General features: G+C 29.4%; 12 protein-coding genes. 10 read left to right on the forward strand and 2 right to left on the reverse strand.

The features are described 5' to 3' along the window. The first annotated feature begins 194 nt into the window (after positions 1 to 194). From CPJCM30710_RS11055 to CPJCM30710_RS11065, 3 genes are all read left to right on the forward strand, one after another. Positions 195 to 1,385: a M20 metallopeptidase family protein gene (locus tag CPJCM30710_RS11055; RefSeq protein WP_212904234.1), complete on the forward strand. Its 1,191-nt coding sequence runs from the start codon at positions 195 to 197 to the stop codon at positions 1,383 to 1,385. A 72-nt stretch (positions 1,386 to 1,457) separates the two neighbouring features. Continuing rightward, the gene (locus tag CPJCM30710_RS11060) at positions 1,458 to 2,423 is read left to right on the forward strand and encodes an RluA family pseudouridine synthase (RefSeq protein WP_212904235.1); all 966 of its coding nucleotides are present in this window, start codon (positions 1,458 to 1,460) and stop codon (positions 2,421 to 2,423) included. Between the two features lie 12 nt (positions 2,424 to 2,435). Further along, entirely contained in the window at positions 2,436 to 4,046 is a 1,611-nt protein-coding gene (locus tag CPJCM30710_RS11065; RefSeq protein WP_212904236.1) for a putative polysaccharide biosynthesis protein, read from the forward strand. 150 nt (positions 4,047 to 4,196) lie between these two features. Here the strand turns inward: CPJCM30710_RS11065 and CPJCM30710_RS11070 are convergent, their stop codons facing one another. Both CPJCM30710_RS11070 and spoVB read right to left on the reverse strand, forming a co-directional pair. Continuing rightward, positions 4,197 to 4,805: a class I SAM-dependent methyltransferase gene (locus tag CPJCM30710_RS11070; protein WP_246503521.1), complete on the reverse strand. Its 609-nt coding sequence runs from the start codon at positions 4,803 to 4,805 to the stop codon at positions 4,197 to 4,199. A gap of 157 nt (positions 4,806 to 4,962) precedes the next feature. Next, positions 4,963 to 6,459 carry a stage V sporulation protein B gene (gene spoVB / locus CPJCM30710_RS11075; protein ID WP_212904237.1) on the reverse strand — a complete coding sequence of 499 codons (1,497 nt, stop codon included), beginning with the start codon at positions 6,457 to 6,459 and terminating at the stop codon, positions 4,963 to 4,965. A gap of 290 nt (positions 6,460 to 6,749) precedes the next feature. Here spoVB and CPJCM30710_RS11080 point away from each other — a divergent pair, with 290 nt between their 5' ends. From CPJCM30710_RS11080 to CPJCM30710_RS11110, 7 genes are all read left to right on the forward strand, one after another. Further along, a complete protein-coding gene (locus tag CPJCM30710_RS11080) occupies positions 6,750 to 8,045 on the forward strand; it encodes a hypothetical protein (protein ID WP_212904238.1) in 1,296 nt (431 codons plus the stop codon). Between the two features lie 15 nt (positions 8,046 to 8,060). Beyond that, complete coding sequence (locus CPJCM30710_RS11085; protein ID WP_212904239.1) at positions 8,061 to 8,777, forward strand: zinc dependent phospholipase C family protein; 717 nt, start codon at positions 8,061 to 8,063, stop codon at positions 8,775 to 8,777. A 307-nt stretch (positions 8,778 to 9,084) separates the two neighbouring features. Next, positions 9,085 to 9,612 (forward strand): hypothetical protein, encoded by a 528-nt coding sequence (locus CPJCM30710_RS11090; protein ID WP_212904240.1) that lies wholly within the window; start codon positions 9,085 to 9,087, stop codon positions 9,610 to 9,612. Beyond that, positions 9,581 to 11,269, forward strand: a complete 1,689-nt coding sequence (locus tag CPJCM30710_RS11095) for a B12-binding domain-containing radical SAM protein (protein WP_212904241.1) — start codon at positions 9,581 to 9,583, stop codon at positions 11,267 to 11,269. The genes CPJCM30710_RS11090 and CPJCM30710_RS11095 overlap by 32 nt, the downstream gene beginning before the upstream one ends. 550 nt (positions 11,270 to 11,819) lie before the next feature. Continuing rightward, on the forward strand, positions 11,820 to 12,146 hold the full coding sequence (locus CPJCM30710_RS11100; RefSeq protein ID WP_212904242.1) for an ATPase: 327 nt from the start codon (positions 11,820 to 11,822) through the stop codon (positions 12,144 to 12,146). Continuing rightward, positions 12,133 to 14,085 carry a V-type ATP synthase subunit I gene (locus tag CPJCM30710_RS11105; protein WP_212904243.1) on the forward strand — a complete coding sequence of 651 codons (1,953 nt, stop codon included), beginning with the start codon at positions 12,133 to 12,135 and terminating at the stop codon, positions 14,083 to 14,085. Before CPJCM30710_RS11100 ends, CPJCM30710_RS11105 begins: the two co-directional genes overlap by 14 nt. A 15-nt stretch (positions 14,086 to 14,100) precedes the next feature. Further along, a complete protein-coding gene (locus tag CPJCM30710_RS11110; protein ID WP_212904244.1) occupies positions 14,101 to 14,595 on the forward strand; it encodes a V-type ATP synthase subunit K in 495 nt (164 codons plus the stop codon). Positions 14,596 to 14,608 lie beyond the last annotated feature (13 nt).

A 14,608-nucleotide genomic window follows, 5' to 3' on the forward strand; every position in this document is an offset into this window, starting at 1 on the left:
AGTTTAAACATATGTTTTTATTTTAATGGTACTTTATAATAAAAACAGAGAGTATTGAGGAAAAATAATTTACATATACTGATGTTATAAAATTTGAAAAATAGTTAGGTAGAGAGGGTATAGTAAAATCGTTATACAAAGTATAAAGTAGTTATAAGAATAATTAAGCATTTTATAGTTAAGAGGTGTTATTTATGAATATTGATTTTTTAAAAGAAGCATTAAAGATTAATGAGGAACTTATAAAAATTAGAAGGGATTTACATGAAAATCCTGAGCTTGGATTTGAGGAGTGGAAAACCTCAGAAAAAATAAAGAGTTTTTTGAAAAGTGAGGGTATTCCATATATGGCTGTAGCTAAAACGGGCGTTTGTGGTATTATTGAAGGTACTGCTGAGGGGGCTTCAGAAGGAAAAGTAATTGCTTTAAGAGCAGACATAGATGCGCTTCCTATACAAGACAAAAAGGTATGTGAGTATAGATCAAAAATTGAAGGAAAGATGCATGCTTGTGGACATGATGCTCATACAACAATATTATTAGGTGCAGCAAAGCTTTTAAATAAAAATAAGCATTTGTTAAAAGGAAAAGTTAAGCTTTTATTTGAACCAGCAGAAGAAACCACTGGAGGATCAAGATTGATGATTTCAGAAGGAGTTCTAGAAGATCCAAGGGTAGATGCTGTAGCAGGATTACATGTGACAGAAGATCTAGAAGCTGGAAAGATAAAGGTTAAAAATGGAGTGGTAAATGCAGCTTCGAATCCTTTCACTATTAAAATAAAGGGTAAAGGAGGACATGGAGCAGCTCCAAACACTACTGTGGATCCAGTAGTTATGGCTTCTCAAGTAGTATTATCTCTGCAAACTATTGTAAGCAGAGAGATATCTCCTTTTAATCCTGCAGTTATAACAATTGGAAGCATTCAAGGTGGAACTGCACAAAATATTATTCCAGACGAGGTTGTTTTAAAAGGAATTATGAGAACTATGTCCTCTGAAGATAGAGAACATACAAAAAGAAGGTTAGAAGAAATAGTAAAAGGTGTTTGCACTGCAATGAGAGGGAATTATGAAGTAGAAATTGAAGAAAGTTATCCTTGTTTGTATAATGATGACCACATGGTAGACACAATTAGAGAAGCATCAAAGATGATTTTAGGAGAAGAAAATGTGGATTTACAAGAGAATCCAAGAATGTGGGTTGAAAGTTTTGCTTATTTTGCAAATGAAAGACCAGCTGGTTTCTTTTTGTTAGGATGTGGAAATAACGATAAAACAGTAAATGCACCTATTCATAATGCCTTATTTGATATAGATGAGCATTGTTTACATATAGGGGTAGCGGTACAGTGTCTAACAGCTTATAATTATTTGACAAGATAACAAAATAATATTAATCTATTACAATGTAATAATAATCTATTACAATGTAATAAAAATTTAGGAGTGGATTTTGTGAGAATAGAAATAGGAACAAATGAAGCAGGTCAGAGACTTGACAAATTTCTAAGAAAGCTTTTAAAGGATGTACCTTTAAGCGCTATTTTTAAAGCGTTAAGAAAAGGAGATATAAGGATTAATGGAAAGAAGGAAAAAGAAAAGTATTCTCTTCAAGAAGGTGACATTGTAGAGATAAGATATATTCAATCAAAGCAAGAAAAAAATGAAAAATTCCAAATGGTTGACTCAAGCTCTTTAATGATAACCTATGAGGATGAAAATATGGTGTTGGTAGAGAAGTGGCCGGGAGTATTGGTTCACTCTGATAAGAAAAATGGAGAACCAACTCTTACAGATTATGTTCTATCATATCTTCATAGAAAAGGAGATTATGTTCCAGAACAGGAAGTTACCTTTACTCCAGCTCCATGTAATAGGTTGGATAGAAATACTTCTGGTGTGGTTTTTTATGGTAAAAACTTTGAATCACTTAAACTTTTAAATGAGCTTATAAGAGAAAGAAAAATAAAAAAATATTATATCGCATTAGTTAAGGGAAGAATAAAAGATAAAGTATACGAAGCATATATAGCTAAGGACGATGAAAATAATATATCCAATGTTTTTGAAACTAAAGGACCTAATACAAAGAAGATTTCAATGGAAGTGAAAACGCTACAGAGTAACGGAGCATTCTCATTAGTAGAGATTGAGCTTATAACAGGAAGAAGTCACCAACTTAGAGCACATTTAGCATATTTAGGACATCCGATTATAGGTGATCCAAAGTATGGAGATAAGAAGATGAATTCTTTCTTTGATAACAAGTTTGGATTAAACTATCAATTTCTTTATGCATATAAAGTTATTTTTAAAGATGTTCCAGAGAAATTTAATTATTTAAAGAATAAAACTATAGCAGAGACATTACCTCCTATGTTTAAGAAAATTAAAAAAGATGTTTTTAAGTTTATATTTTGATGGGAGATAAATATGAAAGAGCAGTCAACTACTAGAGGGTTTGCCATACTTTCTCTTGCAGGCATATTAGCAAAGCTTTTGTCTTTGCTATATGTGCCTCTTCTTCAAGGGTTAATTGGTACTGGTGGATATGGTATATATCAAAAAACTTATGAGATATTTGTTTTTCTTTATGCAGTGTTAAATCTTGGTATGCAAACAGCTATAGCTAAATATGTTTCTGAGCTTGAAGCTATGGGAAATCATAGAGATGCTTTAAGAACTTTTAGGCTTTCAAGAACTTTATTATTAGTTTTTGGAACATTATTAACAGTATTACTTATAGTAAGTGCTAAGTTTATAGCTTATAAAAGTGAAAATCCCAATATTTATATCGGACTAATAGTTTTAGCACCAGCTATAGCTCTAACTTCAGTACTTTGTTCCTATAGGGGATACTTTCAAGGAAGAAATCTTATGACACCCTTAGCAGTATCACAAGTTCTTGAACAGCTTGTAAATGTTGCATTAAGTTTGATATTTGCTTTTTATCTTATGAAGTATGGGATAGAATATGGAAGTGCAGGGGCAACACTTGGTACGTCTATAGGTGCACTAATTGCTATTTATTATTTAATTTTTATAACTGTATCTAAAAAAATTGAATCAGGTATTAAAAATACAGATACATCATTAAAAAGATTAAGAGGAAAAGTAATAATAAAAAGACTTATAACTTATGGATTTCCAATTGCTTTAAGTGCAGGTCTTCAGAACTTTGGCGCTGTAGTAGATATGTTTAATGTAAATGCAAGACTCATTTATGCAGGATTTAGTACAAGCCAAGCAGATGAGCTTTATGGTATTTTAGGTTTCTATAAAACTTTACTTTATGTACCATTAATAATTATTACTGCATTAGGGACAGCAGTAATGCCTGCAATATCTAAGGCTTTAGTACTAAAGGATAAGAATACTATAAGAGAAAAGATATTATTTGCAATAAGAATGACTTACACTGTTACTGTACCCGCAGCCTTTGGGTTAGCAGTTTTAAGTTCAGAAATATACAAAGTATTATTTGGTATACCCCAAGGATATGAACTTATGTTGTACGGCTCAATAGTAGTAATTTTTATGGCAGTAGTACAGATACAAAATACTGTACTTCAAAGTATAAATCAATTTTATTTTGTAGTAATATCTCTTTTAATTGGTATAATTTTTAAAATAACTAGCAACTACATTCTAATAGGATATAGAGATATAAATATAAGGGGTGCAGTAGTAGGTGGAGTTTTATGTTTTCTAGTGCCGATGATTTTAAATCACACGAGAGTATGTAGAGTCTTAAAAATAAAATTTTCTTTAATAACACTAGCATTAAAGCCAATAATAAGTTCTTTAGTAATGGCTATATTCATTTATGCATCAAAGACTTTATTTTTTGGAACAACTTCATATATTATTGGTACAGGAAGATTTATAAATGTAGTTCCACTTTTATTAACTATTGTAGTTGGAGCATTTGTTTATATTTATGTAATGATATATATTGGAGGAGTAAGAAAAAAGGAATTAGAAGGACTTTCACCTAAGGCTCTTAGGTTATTACCAGGATTTATGAAGAAAAACTTAAGATAACAAGCAATTAAGAATTGACAATGAAGATAGGGCTGACCAAAAAAAGTATAAGTACTTTTTGGGTAAAGCCCCTTTTTCATTTATATGCATACAAAAAGTGAGTTGATTAAATAACTTTTTTGAACAGCCCCCTTTTTTATTTTATATGAACTATAAAGATAGTTTAAAATTATTAATTGGCTGAGCTTCAAAAAATATTTTATTATAAAAGAGTAATTGAGTATATTTTTTTAATTCTCTAGTTTTAAAATTACATGAATTAAACATTTGAAAGTATTCAAGTTGATGTCTAATATATTTTCCTTTATCAAAATAAGCCATAAATCGATTGTTGATAGAAGAACCTTTAATAAAAACAGGTTCAATGACTAGAATACTACCATGTGGGTTCAAGATTCTATGAAACTCCTTCGCGTAATTTCTAATGTATTCGGTAGGAATATGATGTAGAACTGATGAAATTATTATATAATCTACTGAATTATCTGCTATAGGTAATTTATCATTACTTCTTATAACTTCAAACTTGTAGTTAGGATTTAAGCGTCTTGCATAGACAATTCTATTCATGTCGCAATCTATTCCCAAATATCTTATCGGCTCAAAAATAGAGCAGCTGCAGCCAACTCCACAGCCAAAATCCAGTACACTTTTATTAGTAAAATTAAACTCTTTTTTGATCATATTATTAATAAATAAGTTGGTGAACCATTTTGGTCGTATAAATGTTCTGTAAAGTTTTGGTGATAGTTTCAACATAGAAAACCTCCTTACTATTAATAGTAACTATAAATAATATTTGCATATTAATTCTTATTAATAATAGGAAATTATATACAGTGTTAAATTTTATAAAAGGTTAAAGTGTGAGGACAAAAAGGAAGCTATCCAAAGGATTTTTTGGATAGCTCTCTTTTTATTCAATTTTTAATTTTAATGCTACTAGAGTAAATATTGAGAAGCATAGGATTATAATTATTAAATTTTTTACAACTAAACTCAATCCTACTATAAGTGAAGAAAATATTGAAAGTATATAGAAGAATAGAAATCCAAACAAGATATAAATAATAACAACACTTAAAGAAATATTGAGGTTAATAGATTTGTTAACCTCATAAAGGTTCAATGCCAAACTTAGGGATGAAACAATTACAGCAGTTATAGCGTATCCAAAAACATTTATTGAAGGAATGGAAGTTAAAGTATATAAGGAAATTAGCTCTACGATTTCAGTTATTATAGAATTACGTAAAATTATTGTTTGCTTACTTAAGCCATTTAATATTCCAAACATTGTTAAGGAGGTAAAGTAAATTGGTGCTCCGAAAGAGGCAGCCTTTATATAAGCTCCAAGATCAGTTCTGTTAAAAAACATTTGTCCTAAGGAAGAAGGAATTAATACGCAAATTATTGTAGTGCAAATACCAAGCAAGAATACAAGTTTTAAAATTCCTCTTATTCGAACTGCAGCAGAATAATAATCCTTTTTATTCATAGTTTGAGAGAGATCAGGTATAAGCAAAGTATTTAAGGAAGTTATTATCACCATTGGAAAAGTTACTATTGTTAAAGCCATACCAGCATATTTACCAATCATAGCAAGTGCTGTACTATATTCAAAGCCAGCCGCAATCAATCTTCTAGGTACAACAAGAGCTGAAGTAGTATAAAATATACTCGTAAGAAAACCGGTGATGCAAAGAGGAAGTGATATTAGTAATACATCAAAAAGAAGTTGAGCTCGTCCCTCTTTTTTCTTTGGTATAATTCTTATTTTTTTTGAAAGACGCCTATAATATATATAAAGAAGAGCTAAACTTTGAAATTCCCCAATACATAATGCTATATAAGCAACTGTTACTAGTGAAGATAAGGAAGTAGCATTAAAAAAGTATATTAAAAAAGCTATAACAAAGATTCTCACTCCCTTTTCCAATATATCTACAAAAGCAGGAATAGCTATTTTTGAAGTGCCATAAAAATATCCCTTAAGTATATTTGATAATGCTATAAATATCATAGAGGGACAAGTGATTTTTATAGCATTTATAGTTCTTTCATCCTTTACCCAGTATGTACCTATGGAAGAAGAAAAAAAGAAAACTAGTATACCTACAAGAGTTGACCATATAAAATTAAAAAAAGCTACTGTTCTCATAGTTTTAAAAAGATTACCATAGTCATTATTAGTAGAATATATAGCGGAAATCTTAGAGATTGCAGCTACAACTCCTGCTGTCATAAGGCAAATAAATAGGTTATATATTGGCATTACAAGTCCATAAAGGGCCATACCCTCTGGACCTAAAACTTTAGAGAGATATATTGAGAAAATAAAACCTAAGATACCTGTGGTCAGATTGGATGCTGTTAATATAATGGAATTTCTATAAAAATTGTTTTCAATCACACTACTCACTCTCCCTACCATCAATATTAAAAGTTATTCAATTATATGGACAAATATTCTTGGTAGGCCTTTAATTTTAAAGGAGAATAGTAATAGTATTTAGGATATTCATTTTTTAATATATTTTAAAATATATATTAGATAGAATAACTGTAATAATAAGATAATTCAATTCAATAATTAATAAATTCTATAAACTTGTATAATTGAATTATAAATTCAGTTATGAAGTTATGTATCTATATGCTTTTTTAACCAGGGAATTGATTATCTTTGATACGGAGGGAGATATGAGAAACTTAATAAAAATTATTATTATAGTTGTAGTAGTTTTAGTATCATCTTTTTTTCTTTATAAAAATGCCATGAGATACAATATAACTCCATTAATAGAAAAAATTACAGCGGAAGTAAAATATAAAGGAATTGAAGGATGCAGAAGTTTTGATGTTGATGATATGGGAAACTATTATATTGCTACAAGTACTGAAGTGCAGGTAATAGACAATTACGGAAAAAGTCTCACATTATTTAAGGATAAAGATTTATCTATAACAACAATAATATATAATAAACAAAAGTTATACTATATTTCCTCCACAAAGCTTTATTCATATAACTTAAAGAATAAAAAGCATGAGATTATTATGGACAATCTACCTAACTTTGGCGATTATAAATATAGCAAGATTCTTGCTAAGGAAAATTATTTATATATATCTATTGGATCTGCCACTAATTCCGGCGTTGTTGGGCCAGATAATCTTTGGATGAATAATAGTCCTATTCATGATTTAACTCCAAAGACTATTGTTTTAAAAGGAAAGAACTTCAATAATAATTCAACGGGTGCTTTTGTTCCTTATGGCACTATAAATACTAGTGGCGAGAGAATCCCAGCTCATTTTCCAGGTAATGCTTCGGTTATAAGGGTTAACACTTTAAGTAAAAAAGGAGAGTCGTTTTGTTGGGGGATAAGGAATATTGAAGGATGGGATATGAATTCAAAAGGTAAAATATATGCAGTAGTAGGTGGCATGGAGAACAGAGGACTTAGACCGGTTCCTGGGGATAAGGATTATATTTATGAACTTAAATATGGATTATGGTATGGTTGGCCAGATTATAGTGGAGGAGATCCTATAAATTCACCAAGGTTTAGAAAAGAAGGTGAAGAAAAGGTATCCTTTATTTTAGAAGAACATCCAACTACAAATCCTAGTGCCCCATTTTATCAACACAGCTCTGTTTCTTCTTTAGCAGGACTTGTAGTAGATAAAGCAGGAGCATTGGCAGCAAAGGATTCTATGTTTTTTTATGATAGTAGTAATGGAATTATTTATAACATTACTAATAATGGAATATTAACTAAACAACTTAAGCTTGAGAAAGGTGATAAGATTAATGAAATGAAGTTTTCAAAAAACTCACTTTTAATTCTTGATGAGACAAAAAAATGTATTTTTGAGGTAAAGTCTGATATAAATAAAAGTACTATTAATATTCCAAAGGAGATTATGATTTTTGCTATTTGTGTAATAATAGGATTAGTAGTAATTTTAATAATAAATGATAAGATTAAATAGGGGTTGATAGAACCAATGAAAAAGAAGATTGAACAAACTTATGGGAATTTTGTAAGAGGAGTTATGGTTACGGTTAATCCGATTAAAAAGGTTGTGGTAAAAACTAGTTGTATAGTGCATAAGTATATTAATATGCAGGCAATTCACATTCTTAATAATGATGGTTATGAGGATGCCGCTCAGTTCTTTAAAGAAAATATTAAGCCATTGAATGAAGGTGCTGTCTGGGCTGATCAGGATTTTAAAAGCATAAATCATTTTTTTCACTATTCAGAGGAAAGAGGATTATATGGCTTCTCCAATGCTCTAGATGAAGGTGTAAGATACAATAGGGAAGCTATTAGAAATATAAAAAGAGAAAATTTAAATAAAGCTCTTTTTTTTGTAGGAGCTGTTGCTCATTTAATTCAAGATGCTACAGTACCCCATCATGTGAACAACAGACTTCTAAAAAGTCACAAAGGTTTTGAATCTTGGATTAGACTAAAGCTTTTTAATCATTATGACTTTTCTGAAAATTCAGGAACGTTAAGACAAACAAAACTTAAGGACTTTATGAAAAATAATGCAGAAGTAGCTAATAATGCTTATTATAGGTTCAATCAAATAGAAGATAGGGAAGAGAGATATTTTGAAATTTCCAGAGTAATATTAAAGCAGGCTCAAATATCCACTGCAGGATACCTTTTAAATTTTTATGAGGAACATGTAGGTAAACAATTTTGTGATTGAATTTATAAGTCACAAGAATACCTTTATATTTTTAAAAATATTTTTAGTTTGATTTGCTGCCATTTCACGAAGTGAAATCTGACTCAAGTTATAGATACACATTTATTAATAAGTCACTATAAAGATACATAACTTCATAATTAAATTAAGAATTTTAGAAAAAGTATTGAATGTCGAGATTTTTCACTAAAACTTATTAATGATTGAAGTTATATATATTTATATAAAAAGAATTCCAAATTTAAAGGAATTCTTTTTTCTTTATAGAATTATAACTTCAATAATATGGAAATAAGGGTGATGCTATATGGAATATATATTAGATATGAAAGACATAGAATTTGATGGAGATGTATTAGATATTGGTAAGGAGAATCATGGGGTAATATACAATTTAACAAAAAATTCAGATGATGAAATATGTATTGATTATGTAGATATCCTAAATACAGAGAAAAGTAACGACTTTAAAACAGGAGTTTTCTTTTTTACCCTAAGCAAAATTTGGAGAAATAGTGAAAGGCGAGAGTTAATAAAAGAGGTTTGGGAGCATATTGGTGATGAGGGATTACTTTATATTTGGGACATAGAAAAAAGATCAAAAGAAATAATAAATATTGACATCAAAGTTCTTATGCCTAAAGATAAGACCAAAACCTTTAGCTATAAAGATTTTAATCCCATCAATGAATGCACTACAGAGCTATTGAAAAAAATACTTGAAAATTATTTCGAAATAGAAGAAACTAAGTTTTGGGATAAAATATACTTTATTAAAGCTAAAAAGAGAGGAAGAACATTAGATGAAAGTGTTATTAACAGCGGTAAATTCTAAATACATTCATAGTAATCTTGCAGTTAGATACTTAAAGCAATTTACAAGTGAATTAGATTATGAGTGTACCATTAGAGAATTTTCAATAAATGATAGAATAGAGAATATTCTAGAGGAAATTATGTTGGAAAAGGCAGATGTAGTAGCTTTTTCTTGTTATATTTGGAATATGGAATATATAAATAGGCTTGCAGAGCTTATAAAATTAGTAAATGATAAAATTCAGATACTTTATGGTGGCCCAGAAGTTTCTTTTGATTGTGAAAATTTCTTAAAGGAACATGTAGGAGAATTTTTAATAACAGGTGAAGGTGAAGAAACTTACAAAGAGTTTATTGAGTATAAATTGGAAAGAAGAAAATTAGAAACTATTAGAGGATTATATTATAAAACAGAGAATGATGTTAAATTTAATGGTTTTAGACCTCAAATAGATATGAATAATTTAGTATTTCCTTATACCATGGATGACAATTCTATAGAGAATAAAATAGTCTATTATGAAGCTTCTAGGGGGTGTCCTTTTAGGTGCAAATATTGCTTATCATCTACAATAGAAGGTGTTAGATTTTTAAATGTAGAAAGAGTTAAGAAGGAATTAAAGTATTTCATGGATAAAGGTGTTAGACTTGTAAAATTTGTAGACAGAACATTCAACTGTAATCATAATTTTGCTAAAGAGATTTGGAAATATCTAATGGAGCAGAATACTAATACAACCTTTCATTTTGAAATATCAGCAGATATATTGAGAGATGATGAGATAGAGCTTTTAAGTAAGGCACCGTATGGAAGATTTCAGTTTGAAGTTGGGGTGCAAACAACAAATGATGAGGTTTTAGCTAATATTAATAGACATATAAGTTTTAATGATATAAAAGGAAGAGTATCTAAGATAGCACAAAGAGGTAATATAAAGCAGCACTTAGACTTAATTGCAGGACTTCCAGGAGAGGATTTTCAATCTTTTAAAAAGTCCTTTAATGATGTTCACTCTATAGGGCCAGAAGAAATTCAACTTGGATTTCTAAAGCTTTTAAAAGGGTCCTCTATGAGGGAAGAGGCATTAAAATGGGGAATAGTTTATTCACCGTATGCTCCTTATGAGATATTAAGATCAAAGGATATTAGTTATGAAGAACTCCTTCAACTTAAAAAGGCTGAAGAGATGGTTGATAAATATTATAATTCTGGAAAATTTAATAACATAATAAAGTTCTTTAATCATAAATTTGAAACTCCTTTTGATTTTTACTTCGAGCTAGGTTCATTCTTTGAAAAGAAAGGATATTTTAAAAGAAATATAGGCAATGTTGAGTACTACAAGGTGTTTCTTGATTTTAATGAGGAAAAACTAAATAGTGAAAATCAAGAAGCATTAAAAGAGATTATAAAATATGATTATCTTTGCTTTAATAAGAAAAAATGGCTCCCAGATTTTTTAATCAGAGATTTAGATAAGAATGAGGAAAGAAGAATTAAGGACTCAATAAAAGAACAATATGATAGCAACAACTATCATATAGAAAAGTTCAGATTAGATATAAATAAATATATATCTGATAGCGGTATAAAATTTTCACCAAGTTATTTTATATTTGATGTAAAAAATCCTAATAATATAATTAGTATTACTGAATATGAACAAATAAATTAATTAAGGATAATGTGAGTTCTGATAATTTTATAATCTAAAGTAAATTATAAAGGTATAGTGTCCTAAAAACAATATGAGAAAAGGTAACTTGTATAGGCTTTAATAAACTAGAGTAAAAATTAAGAATGCTGAGTATTACATAAGTATGCAGTTGCGTATCTATATACAATTAGTGTTCTTAACTATTTTTCGCTATATTTATTTCTGCTAAAGCAAGTTACCTTTTTTGTATTTGATGTCATTTAAGAACTTTTTACACGAAGTGAAATCTGACTCAAGCTAGCTACATAACTTCATAACTGAATTGTATAAGGATTGAAGTTGTGTAGCTTTAATAGGCTCGATGACTATTAAATTTTATTTTATTAATCTTGTTAATAAAAGGATAACCTTAATTATTTTTTTATTAGTGCAATTTATTTACATAATTTTAATTGAAAAAAGTTCTAGAAGATGTATAATAGTAATAAGAAATATAGTAATTAATACTACATTAAGTATTAATAAATAAATTCCATTAAAGTTAGTTAATGTAAAAGGTGGTGATAATTTGGCGTTAGAAGCAATTAATAAAGTAAAAAAGGTAGAAGGTGAAGCAAATTTTATTATTAAGAAATCTCAGACAGAAAGTAAGGAAATCATTTCAAAGGCTTATCTAGAAGCTGATGAGGAATACAGAAGGATAGTTGATGGGGCTAAGGCAAAAGCTCAGAGTATTATGGATGAAGCAATAACTTTGGGTAATAAAGCAGCTGAACCAATAATTAACAAAGGAAATGAAGAAGCTGATAGAATTTGTAATTTACCGAAGGAAAAGATAAGTAATGCTATAAAATTAGTGGTTGAGAGGATTGTGAATATTCATGGCAATAGTTAAAATGAATAAATTTATATTACTTCTCTTTGAATCACATAAGGAAAGACTTCTAGAAGTACTTCAAGGATTTGAAGGTGTACAGTTTATAAATCTTCAAAATGAAGATATTGTAGAAAATTATGAAGATTTAAAAGGACTTTCAAAGGATGAAGTAGGAGAAAAATATAAATTATATGAAGAGAATTTATCTAAGATAAGATTTGCATTAGATTTTCTTCAAACTTATGCCCCACAAAAAAGTACGTTTCTTTCACTCCTAGAGGATAAGAAGGAGATATCCTTGAGTCAATTAACTGCTGTTATGGAAAGCAATAGCTGGAATGATGTGTATGATGAATTAAAGAAGAAGGAAGTAATACTTAATGATCTTCATAATCAGAAAACTAAACTAGAAGGTGAGATTTGTGCACTTCTTAATTGGACAAACTTTGATGCACCATTAAAATCCTTAAGAGAATTAAATTTTTCAATACCATTTCTTGGGACAACTTCAAAACAGTATGAAGATATATTAGTAAGGGATTTTAATAAACAGATAATGAACGGTTGCGTAGAAATTTTAAATAGAGACAATCAGGACATTTATATATTTGCTTTAGTTCATCATAGTGAAGAAGAAAAAGCTCAAGAACTATTAAAAAAGTTTGGTTTTTCTACTTTTTCTCAAAGTTATGAGGCTTCTCCATTTGAAATAATAGAAAGTTATAATTCTAAAATAAAACAATTAATAATTAAAGAGAAAGAAATAAAAGAAAGTATTAAGAATTTTGATGGTGAAAGGGAACATCTTTTAGTTGCATATGAGTATTTTAATAACCTTATTTTAAAACTTAATGCATCCAATAATTTTTTAAAGAGTGAAAAGGTTATTACTATATGTGGATGGAACCCTGTTGAAAACAATAAGGAACTTGAAGCCTTAGTTAAAAAATCTATAGGAAATGAGTATTATATAGCCTTCAATAAAGTTGATGAAGAGGAAGCATCACAGGTTCCTATAAAACTAATAAATAATAGCTTCTCAACTCCTTTTGAGAGTATTCTTGAGATGTATAGTATGCCTCTTTACACAGAAGTGGATCCAACGCCAATTTTAGCAGTATTTTATTTTATGTTCTATGGAATGATGCTTTCTGATGCTGGATATGGTCTTATAATGATTGCAGTATCCGCATTCGCACTCTCAAAGGTTAACAATAAAGAAAGAAGAAATATCTTTAAGCTATTTATGTTTGCGGGAATTTCAACAATGTTTTGGGGGGCACTCTATGGAGGCTGGTTTGGAGATCTATTTAATTATTTTGGATTTAACCCTCCAAAGCTTTTAGATACAACTACAGATATAGCACAAATATTTATTTTATCATTGATATTTGGTGTATTCCATATCTTTATAGGTTTGGGAATTAAGGGGTATATCTTAATAAAATCAGGAAATATGAAGGACGCCATATATGATGTATTAACATGGTATTTAACTTTAATAGGTTCAATCTTAATGCTTATGAGGGTTGGAGGGAAAATTGGAACTGTACTATTTGTTGTTGGTATAGTTGGTCTACTATTAACACAGGGTAGAAGTTCACCAACTTTAGGTGGAAAGATTGGTGGAGGAATATATGGAGTTTATGGCATAACAGGATACTTAGGCGATATAGTTTCATATTCAAGACTTCTAGCATTAGGGCTTGCAACAGGTTTTATTGCTAATGCTTTAAATTTAATAATCAATTTGTTTCCTTCACCAATTAAATATGTATTGGCACCAGTCTTATTTTTAGGTTTACACACATTTAATCTTGTAATAAATGCATTAGGATCATATGTTCATGCAGCAAGGTTACAATATCTTGAATTTTTTAGTAAGTTTTATGAAGGTGGAGGAAAGAAATTTACTCCATTTAAGCTTTCAGACAAATATATAAAGATAATAAAATAAAGGGAGGATTTAATTATGGATTCATGGATTCAATTTTTTTCATCAACAAGCAATGGGTTAATAATGGCTTTATTAGGTGCTGCTTTAGCAGTTGGTCTATCAGGTATTGGTTCAGCACAAGGTATAGGGATTGTTGGACAATCTGCTGCAGGACTAATGACAGAAGATCCAGATAAATTTGGTAAGACATTTATATTAGTAGCTTTACCAGGTACACAAGGTTTATATGGATTTGTTATAGCGCTGTTGTTATTTACTAAGATTGGTATATTTGGAGGTTCAGCTCCAGATTTGGGTTTAGGATTGAAATATTTTATGGCTTGCTTACCAGTTGGAATAGCAGGATGGAGATCGGCTATATGGCAAGGTAAAGTTGCAGCTGCAGGTGTTCAAATACTTGCTAAGAGACCCAATGATGTTATGAAGGGTGTTATTTATGCAGTTATGGTTGAGACATATGCGGTTTTAGGATTTGTTGCTTCATTGTTCATGGTACTATTTGTAAATTAGTTTGGAGTGAGTG

The sequence above is a fragment of the Clostridium polyendosporum genome (genome assembly GCF_018332455.1).
GTDB classification, from domain to species: Bacteria; Bacillota; Clostridia; order Clostridiales; family Clostridiaceae; genus Clostridium_AY; species Clostridium_AY polyendosporum.

Bases quoted from the DNA above. Each gene is read 5' to 3' on its own strand.
- CPJCM30710_RS11055 (WP_212904234.1), top strand. From the start codon at position 195: ATGAATATTGATTTTTTAAAAGAAGCATTAAAGATTAATGAGGAACTT.
- CPJCM30710_RS11065 (WP_212904236.1), top strand. From the start codon at position 2,436: ATGAAAGAGCAGTCAACTACTAGAGGGTTTGCCATACTTTCTCTTGCA.
- CPJCM30710_RS11070 (WP_246503521.1), bottom strand. From the start codon at position 4,805: ATGTTGAAACTATCACCAAAACTTTACAGAACATTTATACGACCAAAA.
- CPJCM30710_RS11080 (WP_212904238.1), top strand. From the start codon at position 6,750: ATGAGAAACTTAATAAAAATTATTATTATAGTTGTAGTAGTTTTAGTA.
- CPJCM30710_RS11085 (WP_212904239.1), top strand. From the start codon at position 8,061: ATGAAAAAGAAGATTGAACAAACTTATGGGAATTTTGTAAGAGGAGTT.
- CPJCM30710_RS11090 (WP_212904240.1), top strand. From the start codon at position 9,085: ATGGAATATATATTAGATATGAAAGACATAGAATTTGATGGAGATGTA.
- CPJCM30710_RS11095 (WP_212904241.1), top strand. From the start codon at position 9,581: ATGAAAGTGTTATTAACAGCGGTAAATTCTAAATACATTCATAGTAAT.
- CPJCM30710_RS11105 (WP_212904243.1), top strand. From the start codon at position 12,133: ATGGCAATAGTTAAAATGAATAAATTTATATTACTTCTCTTTGAATCA.
- CPJCM30710_RS11110 (WP_212904244.1), top strand. From the start codon at position 14,101: ATGGATTCATGGATTCAATTTTTTTCATCAACAAGCAATGGGTTAATA.